At 67.5% G+C, this 23,188-nt stretch carries 21 protein-coding genes; 8 read left to right on the top strand and 13 right to left on the bottom strand.

Annotated features, from left to right (window positions below; all coding sequences use genetic code 11):
• The 3 genes from H7I57_RS09995 to H7I57_RS09985 all read left to right on the top strand — a co-directional run.
• Positions 1-320, top strand: a 320-nt coding sequence (locus tag H7I57_RS09995) for an aldehyde dehydrogenase family protein (protein WP_264023296.1), incomplete at its 5' end; no start/stop codon positions are given.
• Positions 321-479: 159 nt separating this feature from the next.
• Positions 480-944, top strand: coding sequence for a thiol-disulfide oxidoreductase DCC family protein (locus H7I57_RS09990; protein WP_264023299.1), 465 nt, complete (start codon positions 480-482; stop codon positions 942-944).
• Between the two features lie 165 nt (positions 945-1,109).
• Positions 1,110-1,769 carry a tripartite tricarboxylate transporter substrate binding protein gene (locus H7I57_RS09985; protein ID WP_264023295.1) on the top strand — a complete coding sequence of 220 codons (660 nt, stop codon included), beginning with the start codon at positions 1,110-1,112 and terminating at the stop codon, positions 1,767-1,769.
• Positions 1,770-1,772: 3 nt separating this feature from the next.
• On the opposite strand, the gene H7I57_RS09980 is transcribed toward H7I57_RS09985, so the two are convergent.
• The 5 genes from H7I57_RS09980 to H7I57_RS09960 are packed head-to-tail and all read right to left on the bottom strand — an operon-like array spanning position 1,773 to position 7,048.
• Positions 1,773-2,264 carry a DUF427 domain-containing protein gene (locus H7I57_RS09980; RefSeq protein ID WP_264023294.1) on the bottom strand — a complete coding sequence of 164 codons (492 nt, stop codon included), beginning with the start codon at positions 2,262-2,264 and terminating at the stop codon, positions 1,773-1,775.
• Between the two features lie 31 nt (positions 2,265-2,295).
• A complete protein-coding gene (locus tag H7I57_RS09975; RefSeq protein ID WP_264023293.1) occupies positions 2,296-3,123 on the bottom strand; it encodes an adenylate/guanylate cyclase domain-containing protein in 828 nt (275 codons plus the stop codon).
• Positions 3,124-3,144: 21 nt separating this feature from the next.
• Positions 3,145-4,398 carry an MFS transporter gene (locus H7I57_RS09970; RefSeq protein WP_264023292.1) on the bottom strand — a complete coding sequence of 418 codons (1,254 nt, stop codon included), beginning with the start codon at positions 4,396-4,398 and terminating at the stop codon, positions 3,145-3,147.
• Positions 4,395-5,708: an MFS transporter gene (locus H7I57_RS09965; RefSeq protein ID WP_264023291.1), complete on the bottom strand. Its 1,314-nt coding sequence runs from the start codon at positions 5,706-5,708 to the stop codon at positions 4,395-4,397. Before H7I57_RS09965 ends, H7I57_RS09970 begins: the two co-directional genes overlap by 4 nt.
• Positions 5,705-7,048, bottom strand: a complete 1,344-nt coding sequence (locus H7I57_RS09960; protein WP_264023290.1) for an MBL fold metallo-hydrolase — start codon at positions 7,046-7,048, stop codon at positions 5,705-5,707. The genes H7I57_RS09965 and H7I57_RS09960 overlap by 4 nt, the downstream gene beginning before the upstream one ends.
• Positions 7,049-7,121: 73 nt before the next feature.
• Between H7I57_RS09960 and H7I57_RS09955 the strand changes: the two genes are divergently transcribed.
• Together H7I57_RS09955 and H7I57_RS09950 are read left to right on the top strand one after the other, a co-directional pair.
• Entirely contained in the window at positions 7,122-7,832 is a 711-nt protein-coding gene (locus H7I57_RS09955; RefSeq protein WP_264023289.1) for an ArsR/SmtB family transcription factor, read from the top strand.
• Between the two features lie 48 nt (positions 7,833-7,880).
• A complete protein-coding gene (locus tag H7I57_RS09950) occupies positions 7,881-9,167 on the top strand; it encodes a serine/threonine-protein kinase (RefSeq protein WP_264023288.1) in 1,287 nt (428 codons plus the stop codon).
• Positions 9,168-9,313: 146 nt separating this feature from the next.
• Here the strand turns inward: H7I57_RS09950 and H7I57_RS09945 are convergent, their stop codons facing one another.
• From H7I57_RS09945 to H7I57_RS09930, 4 genes are all read right to left on the bottom strand, one after another.
• Complete coding sequence (locus tag H7I57_RS09945; protein ID WP_264023287.1) at positions 9,314-9,469, bottom strand: hypothetical protein; 156 nt, start codon at positions 9,467-9,469, stop codon at positions 9,314-9,316.
• A 99-nt stretch (positions 9,470-9,568) separates the two neighbouring features.
• Entirely contained in the window at positions 9,569-10,909 is a 1,341-nt protein-coding gene (locus H7I57_RS09940) for an MBL fold metallo-hydrolase (protein ID WP_264023286.1), read from the bottom strand.
• A gap of 47 nt (positions 10,910-10,956) precedes the next feature.
• Positions 10,957-11,730, bottom strand: a complete 774-nt coding sequence (locus H7I57_RS09935) for a sulfite exporter TauE/SafE family protein (protein ID WP_264023285.1) — start codon at positions 11,728-11,730, stop codon at positions 10,957-10,959.
• Positions 11,731-11,931: 201 nt separating this feature from the next.
• Positions 11,932-12,822, bottom strand: a complete 891-nt coding sequence (locus H7I57_RS09930) for an alpha/beta fold hydrolase (RefSeq protein WP_264023284.1) — start codon at positions 12,820-12,822, stop codon at positions 11,932-11,934.
• Between the two features lie 172 nt (positions 12,823-12,994).
• On the opposite strand from H7I57_RS09930, the gene H7I57_RS09925 reads away from it, so the two are divergent.
• Complete coding sequence (locus H7I57_RS09925) at positions 12,995-14,443, top strand: peptide MFS transporter (RefSeq protein WP_264023283.1); 1,449 nt, start codon at positions 12,995-12,997, stop codon at positions 14,441-14,443.
• Positions 14,444-14,534: 91 nt separating this feature from the next.
• Positions 14,535-15,965: a molybdopterin-dependent oxidoreductase gene (locus tag H7I57_RS09920; protein WP_264023282.1), complete on the top strand. Its 1,431-nt coding sequence runs from the start codon at positions 14,535-14,537 to the stop codon at positions 15,963-15,965.
• On the opposite strand, the gene H7I57_RS09915 is transcribed toward H7I57_RS09920, so the two are convergent.
• Both H7I57_RS09915 and H7I57_RS09910 read right to left on the bottom strand, forming a co-directional pair.
• Positions 15,955-17,577 (bottom strand): alkaline phosphatase D family protein, encoded by a 1,623-nt coding sequence (locus H7I57_RS09915; protein WP_372510169.1) that lies wholly within the window; start codon positions 17,575-17,577, stop codon positions 15,955-15,957. The genes H7I57_RS09920 and H7I57_RS09915 overlap by 11 nt on opposite strands.
• Before the next feature lie 140 nt (positions 17,578-17,717).
• Positions 17,718-18,179: a hypothetical protein gene (locus tag H7I57_RS09910; RefSeq protein WP_264023281.1), complete on the bottom strand. Its 462-nt coding sequence runs from the start codon at positions 18,177-18,179 to the stop codon at positions 17,718-17,720.
• A 456-nt stretch (positions 18,180-18,635) separates the two neighbouring features.
• Between H7I57_RS09910 and H7I57_RS09905 the strand changes: the two genes are divergently transcribed.
• Positions 18,636-21,425, top strand: coding sequence for a M4 family metallopeptidase (locus H7I57_RS09905; protein ID WP_264023280.1), 2,790 nt, complete (start codon positions 18,636-18,638; stop codon positions 21,423-21,425).
• Here the strand turns inward: H7I57_RS09905 and H7I57_RS09900 are convergent.
• On the bottom strand, positions 21,405-22,403 hold the full coding sequence (locus H7I57_RS09900; protein ID WP_264023279.1) for an alpha/beta fold hydrolase: 999 nt from the start codon (positions 22,401-22,403) through the stop codon (positions 21,405-21,407). The genes H7I57_RS09905 and H7I57_RS09900 overlap by 21 nt on opposite strands.
• A gap of 61 nt (positions 22,404-22,464) precedes the next feature.
• On the bottom strand, positions 22,465-23,106 hold the full coding sequence (locus tag H7I57_RS09895) for a TetR/AcrR family transcriptional regulator (protein WP_264023277.1): 642 nt from the start codon (positions 23,104-23,106) through the stop codon (positions 22,465-22,467).
• Positions 23,107-23,188: the final 82 nt, after the last annotated feature.

Here is a 23,188-nt window from a genome sequence, read left to right as displayed (position 1 = left end):
ACCCGGACTCCCAGGTCGCGCAGGAGGAGATCTTCGGCCCGGTGCTCACCGTCACCGGCTACGACACCGACGACGACGCGATCGCGATCGCCAACAACACGATCTACGGCCTGTCCGGAGAGGTCAGCAGCGCCGACGTCGACCGCGCGTTCGCCGTCGCGTGCCGGATGCGCACCGGCAACGTCACCATCAACGGCAAAAGCCACTTCGGCATCGGCAGCCCGTTCGGCGGCACCAAACAAAGCGGCCTGGGCTACCGCAACGGCGACGAAGGCTACAAGGAATACCTCGAAGCCAAAACCATCGGCATGCCCGAATGACCGCCATGATTTAGGTAGGCCGAAACCGGCAAGATCCAATCATCGCTCGCGGGTTCGGACCCCGCCACCCCAGCACCTGTCTCATCGCTCACAACGCCGCTTACCCGCCGTGGATTCGGGCATACCGTGGGAACAGACGAGGAGGTTCCGATGACGGACATGGATGCCCGGGATGCCCGACCGCAATCCGGCCACGATGACGGAGCCGCAGCTGAGCCGGCACCTGTTCTGCTCTATGACGGAGTGTGCGGATTCTGCAACGGCGCCGTGCAGACGATCCTCCGTCTGGACCCGCGCGGCAGCCTGCGATTCGCGGCCTTGGAAGGTGAGTTCGCCAAGGACGTGATCGACCGCCATCCGTTTCTCGCGGAGGTGGACTCGGTGGTGTTCGTCGACCACCCCGGCCGGCGCGATGAACGAGTGGCGATCAGATCGGCCGCAGCGCTGCGGGTGGCGGAGTACCTGGGTGGCCCCTGGCGAGGGCTCCTGATGGCCAACATCATTCCGGCGTCGGTCCGGGACCGGCTGTACGACGGCTTCGCCCGCGTTCGATATCGCATCTTCGGTGTTCACGACACGTGCCCCATCCCGCCCCCGGAAGTGCGCGCGCGCTTCCTCGACTGAGCGGTGCGAGGAGGCCCGGACCCCTCCGGGAGCGTGATCTTCAACCCCGTCATCCCAAATCTGGGACGCAGGCGTGCAATCCGTGTACAGATTCTTGGGGCATGGCTCTTGGCGAACGGCGCTGACGGGGGGCCGCGACACCAGGTCTCGGTCACGTCCCTGTCGATGATGATGAACGAACTGCGCGGCAAGTCCGATTACGGCTACGACGACGTCACCATGATCGCCCGACTGATGACGGAGTACTTCGTCGTCGTCACCCGTCCCGACTCCCTGTTCAACAATCTCGACGACGTCATGACGGCGATCAAGTCCGACCCCGGCGGCGTCGCGGTCGGCGCCGCCAACGACGATCAGGCGCCCTTCGACCTGCTGGTTTCGGCGGCCGGGGGAGACGCCGCCACCGTCAACTACGTCCCCTTCGAGGGTGGCGGTGACCAGATCACCGCACTCCGCCAAGGCGGCATCAGCGTGGCGATCGGCGGTGTCAGTGAGTTCATCGACCTGGTGACCGCGGGTGACCTCCAGCCGTTGGGCGTGCTGGCCGAGGAACGGCTGCCCGGCCTTGACGCTCCCACCGCCAGAGAGCAGGGCCTCGATGTCACTGTCTCGAACTGGCGTGGCCTCTACGGGCCGCCGGAGATGCCGGAGTTCGCCGTCTCCTACTGGCAGAACGTGCTCGGCGAGATGGTCGAATCACCGACCTGGAAGCAGATCGCGGAGAGAAACCAGTTCACCACCACGTTCATGACCGGTGAGGAGTTCCACGCGTTCCTGGTGGAGACCCAGGTGGACCTCAAGGCCGCCCTCGAGGAGGGCCAGTGATCGTCACCACCCCATCGAGCCCGGCACACCCTTGAACGGTCCGGCGACCCAACTGGTGATCCAGCCGCCGTAGAAACCGCCCGGCTGCGGCACAACCACCTCGCCGTTGACGGTGCACCGGTCCACCATCGCGGGCATGACCGCCAGCGCGCCGGCGATCTCGGTGAACCCGCGCGTCGGTGTCAGGTATGTCCAGGCCGCCCGTGGTGCGACGACGGACGGTGTCACCAGGTCGAAATAGGTTGCCTGCCCTTTCCATTCGCACCAAGACGATCCGTCGGCCTGGCGCAGCACGCCGTCGGCGAAGCACGTCCGCGGTAGGTAATACGTTGGGGGATGGCTGGTTTCGAGCACCCGCCAGGCGCGGTCCGTCTCGGCGATCGTCTGGCCGCCCAACTCGACGGTGATCGAGCCGGCGAACTGCTCCAGTCGCGGCGGCCGAGGGTAGTCCCACACCGATTCCTGGCCTGGGCGGGGCTTGTCGGGGACGGGCATGTCACCGAGTGTAGGGACTGAGCCTGAGCATTCAGCCCGTAATAACGACCGGGTATACGGTCTGGGTGCCGCGTAGACCCTTCAACTCCACCTCGAACGGTGCGTCGAAGGTGATGCCGTCGCAGTCGTCCATCGATTCGCGGAGCTCGTGGCTGACCAGTATCTGTCCACCGCCGGCCAGGTCCGCGATCCGCGCCGCCATCGCGACATTGCGGCCGAACAGATCGTCGCCCCGGCGCACCGACGAACCCGTATGCGCGCCGATCCGCACGCGGACGTTGTCGTATCGCTCTGGGTTCTCCAGCAGTGCCCGCTGCACGGAGACACTGCAGCGCACTGCTTGTTCAGGGGTGGCGAACGCGATCATGAAACCGTCGCCCTGGTTTTTCACGACATACCCCCGGTGCTCCGCGACGCGCCGCTTGATGAGCTCGTTGTGACGCTCGAGCACCTCCACCCAATCGCGGTCGCCCATCGATTCGTTGCGCGCGGTGGAGCCCTCGATATCGGAGAAGACCAGGACGACCCGGCCGTCCGGGGTGACGCTGTCGAGGTCCGGCCGTTCCACCCGGGCCCAGCCGGCGAGGTCCTCGACCGAGCTGCGCACCGACCCCACGACGCCGTGACGGATGAGCGAGTCGGCACTGCGGACCGTGTGCATCACCGTCTTCACGGCCAGCGGGGCGACGCCCGGCGGCCTGCGGCGGCTCGGGCGAGCCTCGCCGAGTTCGTCACGGCGTCGGCGCCGCAGTTCCTTGCGGGCGCCGGCAAGGTTGCGGCGCGCGACGATGAGCAGTATCCCGAGCGTGACCAACCCCGCGAACTCGAGCAGGCCGATGACCGCCAGCGCGATGTCCACTCGCCCAGTATGGGGCAGCGCTCAGTTGAGGTAACGGGGGAGCAGCAGAATCGGGACAAGGGTGGCCGCGACGACGGCGCCAAGGACGGCGAGGGTCGGGTAGCTTGCGACGGCGACGACGACGCCGGAGAGCAGGCCACCCGCGGCACCGGACACGGCGATGAAGAGATCAACGGTGCCTTGGGTTTTCGCGCGGGTGGCGACGGGCGTGGCGTTGGTGATCGTGGTGGTGCCCGCGATGAGACCCAGGCTCCAGCCGAATCCGAGCAACGCCAAGGCGATCGCGAGCGCGGGGACCGATTGTGCCGGGGCGAGGCTCGCCAGCATGCCCGCGGCGATGAGGGTGATCGCCGCCAGCCCCGCGATCGCGGCTGATCCGTAACGGTCGACGAGGTAACCGGAGATCGGTGAGGGCAGGTACATGGCGGCGACGTGGATCGAGATGACCAGCCCGGCGGCGGCGAGATCGTGATCGTGATGCCGCATGTACACCGGGGTCATCGTCATGATCGCGACCATCACGAGTTGGGTGACCATCATGACGGCCGCTCCGGCGAGCACGGCGCCATTCCACGACGGCTTCCCGCCGGTGGCGGCGGCTGCGTCGTTCTCGGCGTCACCTTGCGGGTCGAATATGTCGGCGGCAACCTGTAATGGGTCGGGCCGCAACAAGATCCAGATGACGACGCCCGCCGCGCCGTAGGCCACGACGGCGAGCAGGAAGGGTCCCGCGAGGCGGGGCACGTCGATCTTCTCGGCGAGGTCTCCCAGAACGCCGACGAGGTTGGGTCCGATGACGGCGCCCACCGTGGTCGCGACGAGAACGGTGCTGATGGCGCGGGCGCGGTGGTCGATGTGTGCGAGGTCGGCCCCGGCGTATCGAGCCTGCAGGTTCGTGGCGGTGCCTGCGCCGTACACAAACAGCGCGAGGAACAGCAGTGCGACGTTGTCGGCGACCGCCGCGACGACGATGCCCACGCTGCCGACGGCCCCGATGGTGTACCCGGCAGCCAGACCGGTGCGGCGGCCGAAACGCTGGGACAGGTGGCCGACACCGGCGGCCGCTGCGGCCGAGCCGAAGGTGAACAGCGCGCTGGGCACTCCGGCCAGGCCGGTGGAGCCGAGCATGTCCTGTGCCAGCAGGGCGCCGACGGTGATGCCGGCGGCCAGACCGGCGCCGCTGAAGATCTGGGCACCGACCAGCACGCGGATGGTGCGTTTCTGGATGGCCTCGACCTGTTCGGCCGTCAGGGTGCCGGTGCGGGGTGCGGTCACCGTGGAGGCTCTCCGGTGGCGTCCGAGGGGCTGTTTTTCTCGGCGAGATACGTGGTAACCGTGCCGCGTTCGGTGATCCAGTAGGCGGCGAGCAACCCCGACAGTGCGGTCAGGACGGCGGCGGCGACGACCGTGGCCTCGAGGTTGAGCGCGTCGGCGATGATGCCGGCGACCAGGGCTCCCGCGGCGTAGCCGATGTCGCGCCAGAACCGGTAGGTACCCAGGGCGTTGGCCCGCCACGTCGGGTGCGCGTGATCGGAGATCGACGCGATCAGCGCCGGGTAGACCATCGCGGTGCCGATGCCCAGGGCGATGGCGGAGGTGATGCCGGCCAACAGCGGCCACGCCAGCAGGGTCAGCGCGAGCACGAACCCGAACGACTGGACGAACATGCCGGTGACGATAAGCGGTTTGCGGCCGATGCGGTCGGCGAGGTGTCCGGTGGGGATCTGCCCCAATCCCCACAGCAGTGGGTAGAGGCCTTTGATCAGTCCGACGGCGGCCAGCCCGAGTCCGTATTCGGTGAACAGCAAGGGGAACACCCCCCAGGTGAGGCCGTCGTTGAGGTTGTTGACGAGGCCGGCCTGGCTGGCACCGCGCAGACTGCGGTCCCGCCACGTAGTGCGGGTGAATATCGCCCAAAAACCGGTGCGTTCAGCGGGCTTCGGGGTGTGATGCTGGGCGAGTTCGAGCGCGACGTGGGCGGCGGTGTCGCGCACCACCAGCGACAGGCCGAGCCCCGCGGCGACGAACACCACGCCGATCAACTCGGGCACGGGGCGCAGCCCGTAGGAGGTGGCGAGGTAGCCGGTGAGCAGGGCGGTGGCACCGACGGCGACGTAGCCCGCGGCCTCGTTGAGACCCGTGGCCAGACCCCGGCGCTGCGGGCCGACCAGATCGATCTTCATGTTGACCGTCATCGACCAGGTGAGCCCCTGGTTGAGGCCGAGCAGCACGTTCGCGCCGATGATCCACCACCACGAGGGCGCCCAGGCCAGCATGAAGGGCACCGGCACACCGAGCGCCCACCCGGTCAGCAGCAGCTGCTTACGGGTGAACCGTGCGGTCAGGGCGCCGGCCGCGAGGTTGGTCAGGGCCTTCGTGACCCCGAAGGCGATGATGAACGCGAACACCGCGAGATCGCTGGTGAGACCGAACACCTGGGTGCCGATCAACGGGACGGTGGTGCGCTCCAGCCCGACCAGCCCACCGACGCAGACGTTGACGACGACGAGAAACGTGAACTGCAGCCAGTTCTCGCGAAGCCCGAGCCGAACCGGGCGGGCGTGGCTATCTCCGCCGGCGATCATCGGTGCGCGGCGAGATAGTCGTCGGGCCCACCGTCGAGGACGGCAAGTTCGGTGAGGCCGTGACGGAGCAGGAGGCTGGCTGCGGTCATCGCCCGCTCACCGTGCCCGCAGGCAACGATCACGCCATCGGGAACCGAGTCGACATGCTCGGCGACGGCGCCGAGCTCGATGTGCAGGGCGCCGGGCACGTGGCCTGCCTGGTATTCGGCGTCTTGACGCACGTCGAGGTAGGGCCGGTCAGCGAGGCGTTCGGCCGGGGCGAACGTCACGCGACCCTGGCCACGTCCGGCCGCCTGCCAGGCGGGCATCCCGCCGGCCAAGCGGCCCGCGATCCGCTCGTACCCGATCTTGTATGCCTGCCAACCGATTTCGAAAAGGTCCTGGCCTTCCTCGGTGACGAATACCAGCGGTGTCTCCGCATCGACCAGCCAACCCAGCCAGGTGGCGAACTGATCCCGAAGCGGAATCGACAGCGAACCCGGCACATGGCCGCAGGCGAACGCCGCCGCAGGCCGGACGTCGACGACTGCGGCGCCGTCGGCCAACAGCCGATCGAGTTGCTCAACACTGACGTCGGGCAGCTGGGGTGCACCGGTCATGACGGCGGGTCCGATGCGGTTGACCTCGCCGAGACGGCGGAAGTAGGAGGGGTAGCTACCCAGGCTGTGCAGCAGCTCCTGAACAAAGGTGTCCTCGTCGGGCGTCGACAGCAGCGGGTTGCCGCGCTTCTGGTCGCCGATCGTGGACACCCGTTCGGCACCGGGAGGTGCCGAACAGAAGGAGCCCGCCCCGTGCGTCGGCCACACCGCCACATCGTCGCGCAACGTGGCAAGGCGCTGCAACGAGTGAAACTGTGAGCGGGCGAGTTCCTCGGTGCGGTTCGCACCCAGCAGGTCAGTGCGCGCTGCTGACCCCACGATCAGCGAGCCGCCGGTGAACACGCCCACTTCGCGGTCGCCGTCGAGCAGCAGGAACGCTGTGTGTTCGTCGGTGTGGCCGGGTGTCTCCCAGGCCCGCAACCGCAGGCCGCCCAGATCGATCTCGTCGCCGTCGGCCATACCGCTGTGGTCGAACGCGCGGCGTCCGCTCGCGGAGGCGAGGATCTGTGCGCCGGTCTCATGGTGCAGTTGCACGGCCCCGGACAGAAAGTCGGCGTGCAGGTGCGTGTCGGCGGCGAAGGCCACCGTCAGCCCCCGTCGTGCAGTAGCGGTGCGCAGCGTCCGCAGATCACGGCTGGCATCGACGGCCAGCGCGCGGCCGTCGCCCAGGTCGACCACGTAGGCACTGTTTCCCAGTCCCTGGTCGACTATGGGAATCAGCTCGACACCGCGAAATGCCATCCCTGTCTCCTGTTCGGTCCTTCGATTGGCCGCACCTGCTGCTAAAGTACATTAATCCATGGAAAGGTGGAATATGGCGATCGTCGAGAAGTCACCCGCCAAGGCGCGGCTGTATGAGGCCTTCGCCGCAAGTGGGAAAGCCCTGTCGAACGCCAGTCGGCTGGAGCTTCTCGATCTGCTTGCCCAGGGTGAGCGCACGGTGGACGCGCTCGCCAAATCGGCTGGGCTGAACGTCACCACGGCTTCGGCTCACCTGCAGACCCTGAAGGCCGCCGGCTTCGTCGCGACCCGCCGCGACGGGGTGCGAATCTTCTACCGCCTCGCCGGCGACGACGTCGCCCGACTGTTCGCGCTGCTGCGCAAAGTGGCGGAGGCTCACCAGGCAGAGGTGCCGGCCGCGCGCGACGACTACCTCCTGGCCGGCGGCGGTGACCCGGGGGTCGTGGGCAGCGAGGAACTCGCCCTGCGGCTGCGGGGCGGGGCGTCGGTGTTGCTCGACGTGCGGCCACGCGAGGAGTACGAGGCCGGTCATATTCCCGGGGCGCTCTCGATTCCCATCGACGAACTCGCCGACCGGATCGATGAACTGCCCCTCGACACCGAGATCGTCGTGTACTGCCGCGGTGAGTACTGCGTGTTCGCCTACGACGCCGTGCGACTGCTCACCGGCCATGACCGCCGGGCCGTCCGGCTCAACGACGGCATGCTCGAATGGCGCCTGGCCGACCTCCCGGTCACCCACGCCGACGTTCCGCCCGGAAAAACCACCCGAACCGTCAATTAAGTGTTCTCTGAGGGTTTGCGCGTGGCCTGATGCGGATAATCAGCCGCCATGGCAGGACCCGGGCTTCTCGGCGGACGATACGAACTGCGGGACGTCCTGGGGTTCGGGGGGATGGCCGAGGTCCGTGACGGGTGGGACACCCGACTGAACCGGGCGGTGGCCATCAAGCTCCTACACCCCGGGTTGAGTTCGCAGGCCGACATTCGGGAACGCTTCACCATCGAAGCGCGCGCCGCCGCCGCGCTCAATCACCCGAACATCGTCGGGATCTACGACTTCGGGGAGCAGGACGGTACGCCGTTCATCGTGATGGAGCGCTTACCCGGTGACACGATCGGCGACCAGATCGCCCTGGGACCGCTGCCCGGGCCCCAGGTGAGTGGGGCTCTGCAAAGCGTGCTCGCCGCCCTGGCCGCCGCGCACGGCGCCGGGATGCTGCATCGCGACATCAAGCCGGGCAACATCCTGCTGGCCCCGCCGGGCAGCGTGAAGGTCGCCGACTTCGGGATCGTGAAGACGCCTGGGTCCGCCCACACCACCACCGGTCAGATCGTCGGCACCCTCGCATATCTGAGCCCCGACAGGATCGCCGGCAAGCCGGCGTCAGTCACCGACGACCTCTACGCCGCCGGCGTCGTCGGCTACGAGGCGCTGACGGGATGCAAGCCGTTCCTCCACGAGGAGATCGTCCCGCTGGCGCGCGCCATCCTCGAGGACGACCCAACCCCTCTGACAGTCCTGCGCCCCGACGTCGACCCGGGTCTGGCCGATGTGATCGGACGCGCCATGTCGCGCGATCCGCAGACGCGGTTCGGCAGCGCCGACGAGATGTGGGAAGCGTTGACGGGCCACGCCAAGCGGCGCCTCGATCTCGTCAGTCCCGTACCGGTCAGCGCCCCCGGCCGGCCGCCGACCGCCGTGCTGAACGCGCACCCGGCGTCGTATCCGGACACCGCCACCACCCCGCCCGGCGCGTCCCGGCACCGTCGCAGCCGGGCGCGACAAAAGGGAAAGGTGGCAGGCGCGGCGGCGCTGCTGGGGGCGATGGCGGTCGCCGTGGTGGCATTCGCCCTGGATCCGACGTCTCCGACGCACCCGACCACCGCCGAGCCCGTCAGCATCAGCACCACGGTGCCCGCGCCGGTCAGCGCGACGGCCGTGCCGCCGCCCGTCGTCGAACCTCCACCGACCGCCGCCCCGGTGGTCGAGCAGGCGACCGCCGTCGAGCAGGCGGTCCCGCCACCGGCCCGGCAGGAGATCCGCGGCCCGGGCAAGGGCAATGGGAACGGCAAGGGCAACGGAAACGGCAAGGGGAACGGAAACGGAAAGAAGTGATCGCCGTGCCCGACCGCCCGAATTGACCAACCTTCTCGAATGGCGAATCACCTCGCAACGCAGGTGCCGGCCCGGTCGATTGACCGAGCCGGCATCCATGCGTCGCGAGGGTGGTTGAAGACCTCTCGGCGTGGTCGAAGTCGCCGTTAGAACCAGACTTTTCGACCACCGACCGGACGGCCGACCGCACCGAGAATCCACAGGATGATCCCGACCACCACGAGGATTCCGCCGATCGTGTACAGGATCGAGAGGCTGGTGAAGTAACCGATCAACAGGAGAATGATGCCGAGCACAATCATTTGGTCAATCCGATCCAATACGTAGGAACTGTCTAACTGCCGCAGGAAGGAATTACCAAATCCGTCAGATTCAAACTCTCCGAGATCCAGCCGAGATCCTCAGGCGGTCAGATCGAGATCTCCTGCGGTGGCGAAAGCGTCGTCGACCAGGACGACCGTCCGGTCGTCGCGGTCCAACATCGACGCCGCGATCGATGCCCGATAGCCGGATCCGCAGTGAACCCATACCTCCCCGGCCGGCACTTCGTGGATCCGGTCCGCGAGTTCGTGCAACGGGATGTTGACGGCTCCCGGGATGTGGCTGTCGCCGTATTCGCCCTCCTGGCGGACGTCGAGCACCGTGAAGTCCCCCTTGCCGATCACTTCGGCCAGGTCGCCGAAGTCGGCGACGCGATACGAGCGCAGTTCGGTGCCGTTGGTCATGGTCGAGACGTCGCCGACCGCCGATCCGGTGACGTTGTCGACGCCGATACGGACGAGTTCGCGGCGGGCATCGGCGATCTGTTCCTTGGTGTCGCCGATCAGGGTCAGCGGCGCACCCCACTGATAGAGCCACCCGAGGTAGTTGACGAACGAATCGGACAACTCGAAGGCGCGGGTGCCCTCGAGGTGTCCGGCCGCGAACGCGGTCCGCTTGCGCAGGTCGACGACCCACTCGCCGGCGTCGATGCGGCGCCGTAGCTCGGCGGGGTCGACGAGCTCGGGAGGTGACAGGTCCACGGGTGCGGGTCCGTGCTTGTTGATGACACCCATGTGGGCGTAATACGCAGGGAATGCCGACAGGCCCGCGATGAGCTCGTCGACGTAGTCCTGTTCTTCCTTCGTCAGCGCCGGATTGCTCTGCTTCTGTTCGGCGATCGTGGACGAGTCGCCGCTGGCGGGTGTGGCGGAACAGAAACTGCCGAACCCGTGCGTGGGATAGACCTCGGTGTCGTCGGGGAGTTCGGCGGCGAGGCGGCGAATCGACTTGAACTGGGCATGGGTCAGCTCGTCGGTGTGTTCGGGGCCCACGAGGTCGGTGCGCCCGGTGGTGCCGTGCAGCATCGAGCCCCCCGTGAACACGCCGCGGACGGAACCCTCCCGATCGCGCAGCACGTAGCTGACGTGGTGGTGAGTGTGGCCCGGTGTGTGCATCACCTGCAGTCGGATGGGTCCGGCGTCGATGACGTCGCCGTCTTTTACGGCGCGCCGCTCATAGTCCACGTCGTCGCCGGCGGGTACCACGTACTCGGCCCCGGTGACACGGGACAGTTCCAATCCGCCGGTGACGTAGTCGTTGTGGATGTGGGTTTCCAGGACGTGGGTGATCCGCACGCCACCGGCGAGGTCGAGGACTCGGTCGATGTCGCGTTGCGGGTCGATGACGACGGCGACGTCGTCCTCGCTGATGAGATAGCTGCGGTCTCCGAGGCCGGATGTCTCGATGATGGACACGTTCACGATGGGTGATTCCTTTCCATGGGGTGTGACTGATAGGGCTGTAGGCGTTAGCGCAGCAGGATCGTGTCGACGAGGACGTAGGCGGCCACGGCGAAGACCAGGTAGGCGAACCAGCGCTGCAGGCGGACGGTGTCGAGGCGCGTTCCGAGATGCCCTGCCACCAAAGACGTGACCACCGCCGTGCCGGCGAAGGCGGCGGTGATCGACCAGTCGATGCCGGCGTCGCCGATGTGGGAGACAAAACCCGCCACCGAGTTGGCGACGATGATCACCAACGACGTGCCGATGGCGATGGGCATCTCGACGCCGAGCATCAGCACAAGGGCCGGGATGATCAAGAAGCCGCCGCCCACCCCGAACAGGCCGGTCAGAATGCCGACGAGCAACCCCGCAGGGATGGACCGAGGCGCGCACCGACGCCAGTTGATCCCGTCGTCGCCGACGGTGCAGGCGGTCCCGGTGCCGTCCTCGTCGCGCAGCATCTGCACTCCGGCGAGGACCATGACCGCGGCGAAGCCGATCAGGATCGCAGTTTGGGGCAGGAGCTTGCTGATAGCAGTACCGACGAACGTCGCGGGGATGCCTGTCAGAGCGAAGATCCCGGCCAGACGCCACTGCACGTGCCCGACCCGGACCTTCGGCAGTGCGCCGACCGCGGATGCCGCGGCGATCACGATCAACGAGATCGGGATGGCTTGCCTGACATCCAGCTGAATGACGTAGACCAGCGCCGGAACGGCCAGGATCGAGCCGCCGCCACCGAGTAACCCCAGCAGCGCGCCGATGACCGCGCCCGCCAACAGGCTGGTGATGATCGTCATGCACTGGATTCCCAACACCCCGTAGGGCCGTGGCGACTTGGTATGTGTAGACCGTGTTGACATACCGGGAGGGGTATAAACCACCTTGGGGCAGATTATCGCGAGGGCTTTGCTTTGTCGAGCAATCGTCCCGTCCCACGCCGCGATGTGACACGGGAGATCGGAACCGATCGCAGTGCCGGAACCGGGGCGAAACCGCGGTTACTCTTCAGGCTGTTTCAGCAGCGGCGAGGTGATCGACTGGATCGACGACGGCGTGGTCTCGATGAAGTCTTCGATCAGGTCGGCCACTTCGCCGGGCCGCTCGACGTGGGGGAAGTGGCCGACGCCGGTGAGCACCTCGAGCCGGCATCCCGGCCGTGCCTCGTGGACGGCGTATCCGTGCTCCATCGGGATGATTCGGTCCTGATCGCCCCAGATGACCATGGTGGGCAGGTCGGAGGTCAGGTGCAGCCGGTTCAGCGCGCTCACCGATTGCCCGCGGTAGTCGACCACCGACCGCAGCGTCTTCAGGAACGCCTGGCGTGTCTGAGAGTCCGCCAGCGACGAGTAGGCGCTCCACATCTCGGCGCCCCGCGGTGACTGGATCCCGCCCGCCGCGAACCACGAACGCAACTTGTTGCCCGCGGTCACCACCGGCGGCGGCGCGATGACCGGCAGGAGCAGCTCGGCGCCCGGCGAGGACAGCAGGCGCAGCGTCCAGCCGACGTCGGGCCCGAGGCCGCCGCTGCTGATCAGCACCAACCGCTGGCAGAAATCGGGATGCTGGTAGGCGAACTGCATCGCCACACCGCCGCCGAGCGACTGCCCGACGACGGTCGCCCGCGAGATGCCCAGTTCCTCGAGCAGATCCCGCAGCAACACCGCGAACGCGCCGAGTGAGTAGTCACTCCTGGGCTTGGCGGACTGGCCGTGTCCGAGCAGGTCGGGTGCGATCACGCGGTACTTCTTCGACAGCTGCGGGATGACCGCCCGCCACGTCTCCGAACTCCCGGCCATTCCGTGGATGAGCAGCAGGGTTTCGTCGCCGCTGCCGACGTCTTGGTAGGCGACGCGATCGCCGTGTAGCTCCAAGAACTTCATTTCGCTCATGTGCGGCGTCTCCTTTGGACCTCACCCCAATGGTTACCCACGGCGACGGTCATGCGGGGCGACAGTCGGCAGGCTCACGTCGCCGGCTTCAGTCTCTGTGCGTCACACGACCACATGCAACTTTCCGCACTCAAGGCCCACGTTCGACGCGGGATAGGGGCAAGGTGTCGGCATGGCGATCGGTGAGCAGAACCATCAGCGCACGTTCTTCGGTCATCCGATCGGACTGACCAACCTCTTCGGTGTCGAGTTGTGGGAGCGGTTCTCGTTCTACGGGATGCTCACGATCCTCGGCTACTACCTGTACTACTCGGTGACCGACGGTGGGCTCGGGCTGCCGCAGAGCACCGCGACGGGCATTGTCGGGGCCTACGGCGGACTGGTGTACCTATCGACGGTGCTCGGCGGCTGGATCGCCGACCGCCTGCTCGGTATGGAACGCACGGTGTTCTACGGCGGCGTGGTGGTGATGATCGGCCACATCGGGCTGGCGGTGCTGCCGGGACTGGTCGGCGTCGGTGTGGGCCTGGTCTGCGTGGCGTTGGGTTCGGGTGCGCTGAAGGCCAACGCCTCGTCGCTGCTCGGCACCCTCTACGACAAGGGCGACCCGCGTGCCGACGGCGGGTTCACGCTCTTCTACCTCGGCATCAACCTCGGCGCATTCGTCGGCCCGCTGATCACCGGCCTGTTGCAGACGCACATCGGCTTCCACTACGGGTTCGGTGCCGCCGCCGTCGGTATGGCCCTGGGCCTCGTGCAGTACGTGGTGTTCCGGCGCAACCTGGGTGAGCACGGCCGTCATGTGCCGAACCCGTTGCCGCGCAGTGCTATCGGCAAGACCGTCGGCGTATTCGTGGCCGTGCTCGTCGTTGTCGCGGTGGCGATCGCGCTGGAGCTGGTGACCCTGGCCAACCTGTCCCAGGTCACCACCGGGGTCATCGTCGTCGCGTCGATCGGCTATTTCGCCATCATGCTGACCAGCGCCAAGGTGACCGTCCCGGAACGGGTGCGGGTGCGGGCATTCATCCCGCTGTTCGTCGCCAACGCCATCTTCTGGTCACTTTTCCAGCAGATCTTCACCGTGCTGGCGGTGTACTCCGACGAACGGATGAACTGGTCCATCTTCGGCTGGATCGCGCCGGCAAGCTGGATCGGCTCGATCGAACCGGTGTGGATCATCGTGCTCTCGCCGCTGTTCGCGCTGATGTGGACGCGGCTGGGCAACTGGGCACCCACCACGCCGCGCAAATTCGCCTACGGCGTCATCGGGATGGGCCTCGCCTTCCTGTGCTTTGTGCCGCTGGCCGGCATCAGCGCGGTGCCGGCACTGCTCGTGATGATGATCATGGCGGTGTTCGCGATCTCTGAGCTGCTGCTCTCACCGATCGGCCTGTCAGTGACCACCAAGCTGGCACCGGAGGCGTTCCGCGCGCAGATGATGGCGCTGTACTTCTTCTCGGTCGGCCTCGGAACGGCTATGTCGGGTGTGCTCGCCGGGTACTACGACCCGTCCCGCGAGGTCGCTTATTTCGGCATCCTCGGCGGGGTCGCGGTGGCCGCGGGTGTGCTCGTGTTCGCCATTGCGCCGTGGATCAGCCGCCAGATGGAGGGCGTTCACTGACGGCCGCCTTCCGTAGTGAACACTTTCTCTGAAATGTCTAGCCTATGGCCGTCGAGGGTGCGACTGTGGTGGCTGACAGGAAGGGCCCTCAATGGCTGTCGAGCAACACGTCACCTACTGCCGGATCTGCGAAGCGCTGTGCGGGATGATCGCCACCGTCGAGGACGGTCGCCTGCAATCGCTGCGCCCCGATCCCGACAACCCGCTGTCACGGGGTAGGGCATGCCCCAAGGGCATCGCGTTCACCGACATCCAGAACGACGCCGACCGCGTGCTTGCCCCGATGCGTCGTCGCGCGGACGGCACCTTCGCGGAGGTCAGCTGGGACACCGCGCTCGACGACATCGCAGCCCGGCTCACCGGCATCGTCGCCGAACACGGTGGCAGCGCCGTCGGCCAGTACTTCGGCAACCCCATCGCATTCGGATACGCCACCGGCCTGTGGTCGGGGATCTTCCTCACCCGCCTCGGCGGGCATCACCAGTACTCGTCGGGTTCCCAGGACATCAACTCACGCTTCGTCGCGAGCAAGCTGCTGTACGGGGCGGCAAGCCAGATCCCGTTTCCCGACCTGCCGCGCACCGACTTCCTGTTCATGCTGGGCGCCAATCCGTTGGTGTCGCACGGCAGCGCGGTGCGCACACCACGAATCAGGGACGACCTGTCCGCCATCACGGCCCGCGGCGGACGGGTCGTGGTGGTCGACCCGCGACGCACCGAGACCGCCCGCGCGTATGAACATCTGCCGGTGCGCCCGGACTCCGATGCCTGGCTGCTGTTGTCGATGCTGCAGGTGATCTTCTCCGAGGACCTCGCCGACACGGCGGCGCTGACGGAGCAGACGACGGGATGGCAGACACTGCGGCACATCGCGGCCGGCTTCCCGCCGGAGGACACCCAGACCCGCACCGGGGTCGACGCCGAGGTTCTCCGCGGGCTCGCGCGTGACTTCGCCGGCGCGCCCCGCGCCGTGGCCTACGGACGCACCGGGGCATGCCTGGGCAGGCACGGCACGCTGGTGTCGTTCCTGCTGGACGCGCTGAGCATCGTCACCGGCAACCTCGACCGCATCGGCGGAATGTTGTTCTCCCAGGCGGTGATTCCGTTGGAGGACATGGGGGAGAAGGCCGGCAGGCTGACCTATGACAGCGCCCGCTCACGGGTCGGCGACCTGCCCGAGGTGATCAGCACCTATCCCGCCGCCCTGATGGCCGAGGAGATCATCACCCCCGGCGAAGGCCAGATGCGCGCCATGTTCGTCACCGCGGGCAACCCGGTGCTCACCGTGCCCAACGGGCCGATGCTGGAGAAGGCGCTCGGCGAGTTGGACCTGCTGGTCTCGCTGGATCTGTATGTGAACGAAACCAACCGGCGCCAACGTCAACGAGTTGACGTCCAACGACGCCGCGGACCTGGAGCGCCTGGCCGGCATGTCCGTGCTCAACGGCATCGCGGTGCGGATCGAGCGGATCGACGACAGCGCCGATCTGTCCGGCGCTGCCACGTTCTGATCAGTCGCTGAGGGAAACCCTTGTGGCGGTAGATAACTCACCGTTCTCACGCGGCTGTTCGAAGATGACGTCCGCTCTGCGACCCTTCGCGTCCAAGGTGGCGATGGTGTTGCCGAACAGCGGGCCACTGAGGTTCCGCCACGACATCGGCAGCACCGGAGCACCGTGACGGCGGGCCCAGCGCCGGGCCATGCGCGCCGCGCGCGGTGACCACCCGAGCCTGAACACGGGTTTGACGAACGCCGGCACGTAGTTGTGAACGGGGGAACACACCAGCTGGTGCACCCGGGCGGTGGGCGCTCCGTCGAAGTCGGCACGCGCTGCGTAACTGTGGTGGACGTCCCCGGACAGCACCGAGACGGTTGCCGGTCCCCGCGGTGACTGCGACGCCGCGTGTCTGATCAGTTCGCTCAGCCGCAGGAACGATTTCACGAACGCCGGCCAGTGCTCGAGATCCGCTGTCTGACGAACTTTCTCGGCCAGTTGACCGTGCATGCCGTCGCGGTCGGCCGCGATCTCGTTGACGGTCTGGATGTCACCCAGGACGGGAGGGAGCAGCCACGGCAGCGAGGATCCGATGAGCAGGTGGTCCAGTGTTTCCAGTCCGTCGTTGACCTGGTTCTCGAGCCAGGAGAACTCGCGGTCTCCCAACATCTTTCGTTCCGCGCTTTCGAGGATCCGGGCATTGCGTGAGTCGACCATGATGAGGCGGCTGCGCCCCAGGTCCCAGCGGAAACTGAAGCGCAGACCCTTGTCGCCGTCGACCTCGGTATCGGCGCGGTCAGCCAGCTCGACCAGGTGCGGCCAGCAATCGCCGTCGGCGGCGAGCACCTTCTGGTAGTCCTCGTCGTCGGCCAGCTCGCTCGGACTCAGGTTGCCGAGGTGCTGATACACCCAGTACGACCCGAGCCCGGCCCGGATCCGGTCGCGCCACCACGGTTTCGCGTTGACCTCGGCACGCCACGGCGCCGAGGTGTTCCAGTCGTCGCGGATGTCGTGATCGTCGAAGATCATCGCGGTCGGCAGCGTCGACAGAATCCATCGGATCTCCGGATCGCCCCACGTGTGCCGGTAGAGGCCCTCGTACTCGGAGAAGGTGACCACCTCGTCGGGCGGGCGGCGGCCGCTCGACCGGCGTCCTGCGAGGTGACGACGCGCCTCGGGGGTCAGTTCGTCGGCATAGACCTGGTCACCGAGCAGCAGCAGGGCGTCCGGCCATTCGTCGACGGGCAGCTCTGTCAGCCGCGCGGCATAGCAGTCCAGGGCGTCAAGGCCGAGCTTGTCATCGATCTTGGCGTCACCGGTCTTCGGGTAGCGGCAGGATCCGAAGATCACCCGCAGCCGATCGGCGGTGGCGGGGCCGCGGGCCCGGATCACACTGGGTGGGAACTGCGAGTCGGGCTCGGGCCAGACCTTCGTGCCGTCGAGGTGGACCTGGTACTCGGTCGTCGAGTCCGGCGTCAGTCCCTGCACCGGTACCAGCGCGTAGTGGTAGCCCTCCACCTCGAAGGTCCTGGCGGAGCACCCGAGTACCTCAACCTCGGCCGGCGACTCGGTCTGCACCCACACCATGGCGGTCGTCTCGCCCACGTGGCGCAGGATGGGGCCGAGTACAAGAGACACCGGCTCAGCCTAATGGGCCGGCCCGCGGTGCGGTTGAGCAACAGGAGCCGGAGGTGATATCCGCGGTCCTCACGGGAGTCGCGCCATCGCAGCGAACGACCGCCTCACCCAAGGGGGCGAGGCAGCCGTCCTCACTGTGCTCAGAGGCGCACGAAAACGCCCGTCTCCTCGTTCCACACACCCCAGACCTCGAGGTCGGGGTTCCAGACCACCGTGAGGCCCTCGGCCCAGTCCGGCAGCTCCGGCTGCAGCGGGGCGTCCTCCGGCGGAACCACCGGCGTGATCACCCACGACGGCGTCTCCGGGAGCGCGATGCTGTCCTGGGGCATCGGACCACCGTGTCCGGGGGGCGGGAGATAGCCGAGTCCGGGAGGCAGCGGGTTGCCGGGGTCTCCGGCATTGACGCCGGGGCCCGTGACCGTGGTCGGACGCGGGGCAGGGGCGCCGTTGCCGTTGTCGCCGGCGTTGTCCGAGTTACCGGGATTGTCGGGCCGCGGCGGCGAGGCCGGATCGGCCTGCGCCAGCCCCATCCCGAGGCCGAGCCCACCCAATCCGAGCAGGCTTGCGGTTGCGGCACCGGCCGCGAACTTCTTCACATCCATTCATGAACCTCCTTGTTCTCTCTGCTGGCTGCGCCCCTGACGGGCAATGCGCCAGCTGATCGTGCGGTACGCCTCCGACGTTGCCGTCACGGTGTGGCGCTCAACCGTCGGACCCCCGACCCGGAAGGGGGATGGCCACCGGCTCCGAGCCCTAAACATCGCCACGGCAATTCAATTCGATTTCATGCCGACACCGTCCGCCCACCGTCGCTGTGCCTGGTCACCGTCACATGTGAGTTTCCTGTCAATGCCGATCTCCTTGTAACGAAGACACGGCAGCAACCGAACGCCCAGGCTCCTGCGCCGCCAGGGCTGCCCGCCGTGTCACCGCATTGACCGAATGGCCGGGCAATAGGGCGCAGAAGCTTCGAAAGTTTGCTACGGAGTGGTAAATTGCCTGGCTACGGCACTTTCGTGACACGCCGCGATCCGAATGGGTCAACACTGGGGGGTCATGTGGTCAGGTGCGATCGACAACGTACGTCGATCGATCCGCGGCGGGGGCTCTACGCCGGCGTCGCCCTGATCGGAATCGGATTGAGCCTGGCGGTCGGCCAGGGCGTCGCGGCCGCAACGCCGACGGACACATCCACGTCATCCCAGTCGGCCGGCACCTCCGCCGGCGAGGCCACGGACGCCAGCCCCAGGGGTACCTCGGACGACCAGTCGACCGAAGCCGACCCCGGGGCGAGCGCCGACGCGCAGGAGGCCCGGGATCCCGCGGCCGACGAGTCCGAAGCGACCGACGAGGTGGACCTGGCCGTTGAGGCCGAGGAGGCCGCCGAGAACGACGCGGACACCTCCGGTGCGACGGGGCACGACGGCGCACAGTCCGGTCCCGACGACGACGGGTCGATCCGTGAGCCGAGGAAGTCGCCGGAGCCGACCATCGACGATGCGTCGGCCGCCGAGACGTCGCGCGCCGAGACCCGACAGGTGTCGTCCGCGGACGCCGCCGGGCCCACTACCGCCGAACCCGTCGGGGCCGACGGCCCTGCTGCCGAGTCCGGGGACGGCCCGTCGGCCACGCCGGCACCAGTCGTCGCCACGATGCGCCTGGCACCTCCTGAGGCCGCCACGGGCGCACCGACGCTGCGGGATCTCGTCAGCGTTCGTCCCGTCACGACCAACAGCATCGTCGCCGACCTGCTCACCTGGGTCGGGTTGGGTCCGCTCGCCACCGGGCTGCCTGTCCCCGAGACGCCGGTGTCCGCTCTCATGCAGTCGCTCTGGCTCGCCGTGCGCCAGGTCCAGTACACCCTCAACAACCAGCGCCCCACCGCCGCGGCGACGATCTCCGGGCCCGGGCCCGACGGTGTGGTCACCGGCAGCCTCAACGCCGTCGACTACGACGATGTCTCGCTGGTCTACCGCGTCATCGACGGACCGCAGCGCGGAAGCGTGACCCTCGATGCGCTCGGCGGGTTCACCTACACCCCGAATCCCGCTGCGCCCCTTCGCGGTGATCGATTCACCGTCACCGTGGACGACACCGTCGGCAACCCGTTCCGCATCCACGGCCTGCTGGGTCTTCTCGGCTTCACGGGCCCCACCAGGGTGACCATCGTCGTTGCCGCGCCGCCGCCCGGCGCGCGACCCGACCCGGTGATGATCGGCCTCACGGAACTGTTGTCGCGTGACGGCGTGGAGGTCACCGCCGACGCCGGGGGCGCCGTCAGCGTCATCGAGGGCCGATTCACCGACCGCGCGGTGAGCAGTGCCGCCGACGCCGCGGCGGTGCTGAACAGTGTCGCACCGGCTTTGGGTGTCGCCGTCGGCTTCGCCGAGGCCTCCGCCATCACCGCGACACAGGCCGGGGTCGGCCGTTCCGTCGAGAACTTCTACCGTCTCAACGAATCCGTCGGTGGGGTCCGAGTGCTGGGAAGCGACGTGATCCTCGTGGCCGACGTCGACGGCGCGGTGACCGGTCTGGTCAACAACTACCGTGGATTGACTGCGGGATTCGACGTGATCCCGGACCCCGCGGTGGACGAGCACTACGAGGTCAGCCTGATCGCGGGCACCGCCTATCTCGGTGCCGGCGCCGACCGCCAGGCAATCGAATCCTTGCTCGCGCAAAGCACTTTCACCACACAACTTGTCGTGTACGCCCTCGAGGACGAAGCGGAGCCCAGCCTTGCGTGGCGGGTGGTGATGCAGCTTCCCGACGCCGGCGACATGTCGCGGTCCGGGGCGACCTACGTCATCGAGGCCGACGGCGCGGACGCCGGTGACATCATCGTCACCCTCTCGAACCTGCAGGGCTACACGACGGTCGGTCTGGCCAGCGACTGGCTCGGCCGGCAACGTGTCATCACGTTCGACACCACCAGCGTGTTCTGGTCGAAGCGGTACACGCTGGTCGACGTGGGCCGGAACATCAAGACCTACAAGACGGCCTACAGGTGGTTCGGACGGGGCAGTCCGATCCTGCCCGGCACCGTGGTCAAGCGCGGGTGGTTCGGCTGGGACAGGGCCGCCGTCTCCGCACACGCCAACACCGCCGTCGTCTACGACTTCTTCGAGGACGTGCTGGGCCGCACGTCGTTCGATGGCAACGGCGCGCTCATCGAGGTCAGCATCCGGTACAACCCGGGGTACACCAATGCCGGCTACGCCAACGCCTTCTGGGATTCCAGCCGCCAGCAGTTCGCGTACGGCGACAGCGGGTATCTCCAGGCGGCGCTCGACATCGTCGGTCACGAATTCACCCATGCGGTGGTGAGTTACGTCGTAGGCGACGGGGGATCGGTGCTCGACTACGGCGAGTCCGGCGCGCTCAACGAGGCCTACGCCGACATTCTCGGCGTCCTCGTCGAAGGGAAGTCGGGGGCGGACCGGTGGCTGGTTGGTGAGGACTCCGACTACGGCATCGTGCGCAATCTCGCCGATCCGACATCGATCGTCACAGGCTTCGGACCGTATCGGGCCCATTACGCGGCGCGCTACCTCGGCACCGGTGACGACGCCGGTGAACACATCAACAGCACCATCTTCAGCCACGCGGTCTACCGCATGATGACGGCCGCAGCCACCAGCGGTGTCTCCGACCTGACCTGGGCCAGGGTGTTCTACCACTCCCTGTTTCGGCTGAGCCCTGGCGCGGAGTTCACCGACGGACGCACCGCCGTCCTCGGTGCCGCCGCCGCCCTCGGGCTCACCGCCGCTGAACTGGGCGCGATCCGAGACGGGTTCGACTCGGTCGGAATCCTCGGCGCCACAGCCTCATCCGCCGTCGCCGCCTGACTGATCGACCAGCACCGCGCCTTCCGGCCGGTCACCGATCGTCTGCAGCGCGAAGTTCGTCGACGCCGCGGTCAACCGGATGATCTCGGCCACCTCACCGGGAGCGTCGCACTGGACGTAGTGGTCGGCGCCCGGCACGACCCAGTAACGGTTGCGGCCCGGCTTGTCCTTGACATAGGTCTGCCACACGTGATTGGCGACCCGCAGCGGTGCGACGCTGTCATGGAGACCCCAGATCAGGGTGGTGTCGACGTCGATCCGGGAGAGCCGCTCCAGCCAGCCGGTTTCGTCTCTGGCCCGCTCGTGCAGATACTTGACGGTGTCGGGCAGCACGCCGATCCCGTCGTTGTGCGCAAAACACTCTGCGAGCGCAGCGATCTCGGGGTCGGACGGGGTCCGTCGCGGCATGAACGTCGTCATGCCGAGGCCCGCCGCGAGCATCTCCGCCGTGGTGGCCGCCGCGGTGGCGCGACCGGTGGCCTCGTCGAGCAACGCCACCTGGAACGCGGTCAGGTTCGCCAGCGGCAGGAAGATGTTCGCGTTCGTCATGAAGACATCGGCGGGGAGGTTGCGCTGGTCCTGATCGGCGAGCATCGCCAGGGCGATCATGCCGACACTGCTGCCGCGATCGTGGGTGATCATCCGGTAGTCGCCGAGCTGCCAGATCTCGGTGATGGCGTGCACCAGCAGGCGTGCGTCGTCGTAGAGCGAGTACACGTAGGGGTGCGGCGGCTTACCGGACAGCCCGTATCCCGGGAAGTCGAGGGTGAAGATGTCGAACTGCGCATCCAGCTCGCGGGTCAGTGCGTGATAGTCGATGCTGGCGGTCGGGAAGCCGTGCACGCAGACCAGTGCCGGCGCGCCGGGGGTGCCGCAGCGGCGACTGAACACCTCGACCGCCGCCCCGCCGTTGGCCGGTGCCGTCGAGGCCCACTCGAAGTACGTTGCGCCTTGGCGCCACTCATCGACGATGTCCATTCGTGAAAGCTAGCGTGTCGATTGTCGGCGTCGACGTGATCGCCGACTTTGACAGGGCTGATCAGTCCGCTGCCTGAAGGTAGGCGACGAGCGCGTTGGTCAGGCCCCGGCGGGCGACGTCGAGATCGGCATAGGAGCCGAGCTGGCGCTCCGACACGAGACCGCGCATGGCGCCGGGGATCAGGGTGGCGACCTCCCGCACGCGGTCGGGGTCGACGTCGAGACCCGCGAACGCGTTTCGGCACGTTTCCAGCCACGACTGACCCCACGAATACAGTTCGGCCGCGGTCTGCGGATACAACCGCTCCAGCTCGCCGTGGTCGCGCGGCAGCGCGGCGCGCAGGTTCTCGATGGCGCGCGAATCCGGTTCTGCCAGGCCGTGATACAGCGTATCGACGATCCCCGCGACCCGGTCCCGGAGAGGTGCGCCCTCGTCGACGGTGGAGAAGAGTTCGGCGCGGCGCTCCGCCGTGCGGTGCAACACCGCGGCCCAGAAGCCGTCGGCGTCCCCGAACTGGTACTGCACCGCGCCCCAGGTGGCGCCGATGTCCTTGGCGATCCGGTTGGCCGACACCGACCCCGGGTCGCCCGAGGCCAGTGACCGCAGCGCGGCCTTCAACATGTTCTCGCGGGTCGCCTGACCGCGGCGGTTGGTGCGGCGCGCCGGCGTCGGGCCCTGCGTCGACTCGGCCGCCTCGGTCATGAAGAGAGGATAGCGAAAGTTTCGTAGAACCCACTATGTTTCTTTCATTGACTGTTCTACCATTCAGCTGGACCGAAGCCGG

Source organism: Mycolicibacterium pyrenivorans, from assembly GCF_025821625.1.
Taxonomy (GTDB): Bacteria; Actinomycetota; Actinomycetes; order Mycobacteriales; family Mycobacteriaceae; genus Mycobacterium; species Mycobacterium pyrenivorans.
This window is presented reverse-complemented; position numbering and strand designations above follow the sequence as displayed.

Excerpts from the sequence above, each read along its gene's own strand:
- H7I57_RS09985 (WP_264023295.1), top strand. The coding sequence starts at position 1,110 with ATGATGATGAACGAACTGCGCGGCAAGTCCGATTACGGCTACGACGAC.
- H7I57_RS09945 (WP_264023287.1), bottom strand. The coding sequence starts at position 9,469 with ATGATTGTGCTCGGCATCATTCTCCTGTTGATCGGTTACTTCACCAGC.
- H7I57_RS09955 (WP_264023289.1), top strand. The coding sequence starts at position 7,122 with ATGGCGATCGTCGAGAAGTCACCCGCCAAGGCGCGGCTGTATGAGGCC.
- H7I57_RS09950 (WP_264023288.1), top strand. The coding sequence starts at position 7,881 with ATGGCAGGACCCGGGCTTCTCGGCGGACGATACGAACTGCGGGACGTC.
- H7I57_RS09990 (WP_264023299.1), top strand. The coding sequence starts at position 480 with ATGGATGCCCGGGATGCCCGACCGCAATCCGGCCACGATGACGGAGCC.
- H7I57_RS09910 (WP_264023281.1), bottom strand. The coding sequence starts at position 18,179 with ATGGATGTGAAGAAGTTCGCGGCCGGTGCCGCAACCGCAAGCCTGCTC.
- H7I57_RS09920 (WP_264023282.1), top strand. The coding sequence starts at position 14,535 with ATGGCTGTCGAGCAACACGTCACCTACTGCCGGATCTGCGAAGCGCTG.
- H7I57_RS09965 (WP_264023291.1), bottom strand. The coding sequence starts at position 5,708 with ATGATCGCCGGCGGAGATAGCCACGCCCGCCCGGTTCGGCTCGGGCTT.
- H7I57_RS09895 (WP_264023277.1), bottom strand. The coding sequence starts at position 23,106 with ATGACCGAGGCGGCCGAGTCGACGCAGGGCCCGACGCCGGCGCGCCGC.
- H7I57_RS09930 (WP_264023284.1), bottom strand. The coding sequence starts at position 12,822 with ATGAGCGAAATGAAGTTCTTGGAGCTACACGGCGATCGCGTCGCCTAC.
- H7I57_RS09935 (WP_264023285.1), bottom strand. The coding sequence starts at position 11,730 with ATGACGATCATCACCAGCCTGTTGGCGGGCGCGGTCATCGGCGCGCTG.
- H7I57_RS09960 (WP_264023290.1), bottom strand. The coding sequence starts at position 7,048 with ATGGCATTTCGCGGTGTCGAGCTGATTCCCATAGTCGACCAGGGACTG.
- H7I57_RS09925 (WP_264023283.1), top strand. The coding sequence starts at position 12,995 with ATGGCGATCGGTGAGCAGAACCATCAGCGCACGTTCTTCGGTCATCCG.
- H7I57_RS09900 (WP_264023279.1), bottom strand. The coding sequence starts at position 22,403 with ATGGACATCGTCGATGAGTGGCGCCAAGGCGCAACGTACTTCGAGTGG.
- H7I57_RS09980 (WP_264023294.1), bottom strand. The coding sequence starts at position 2,264 with ATGCCCGTCCCCGACAAGCCCCGCCCAGGCCAGGAATCGGTGTGGGAC.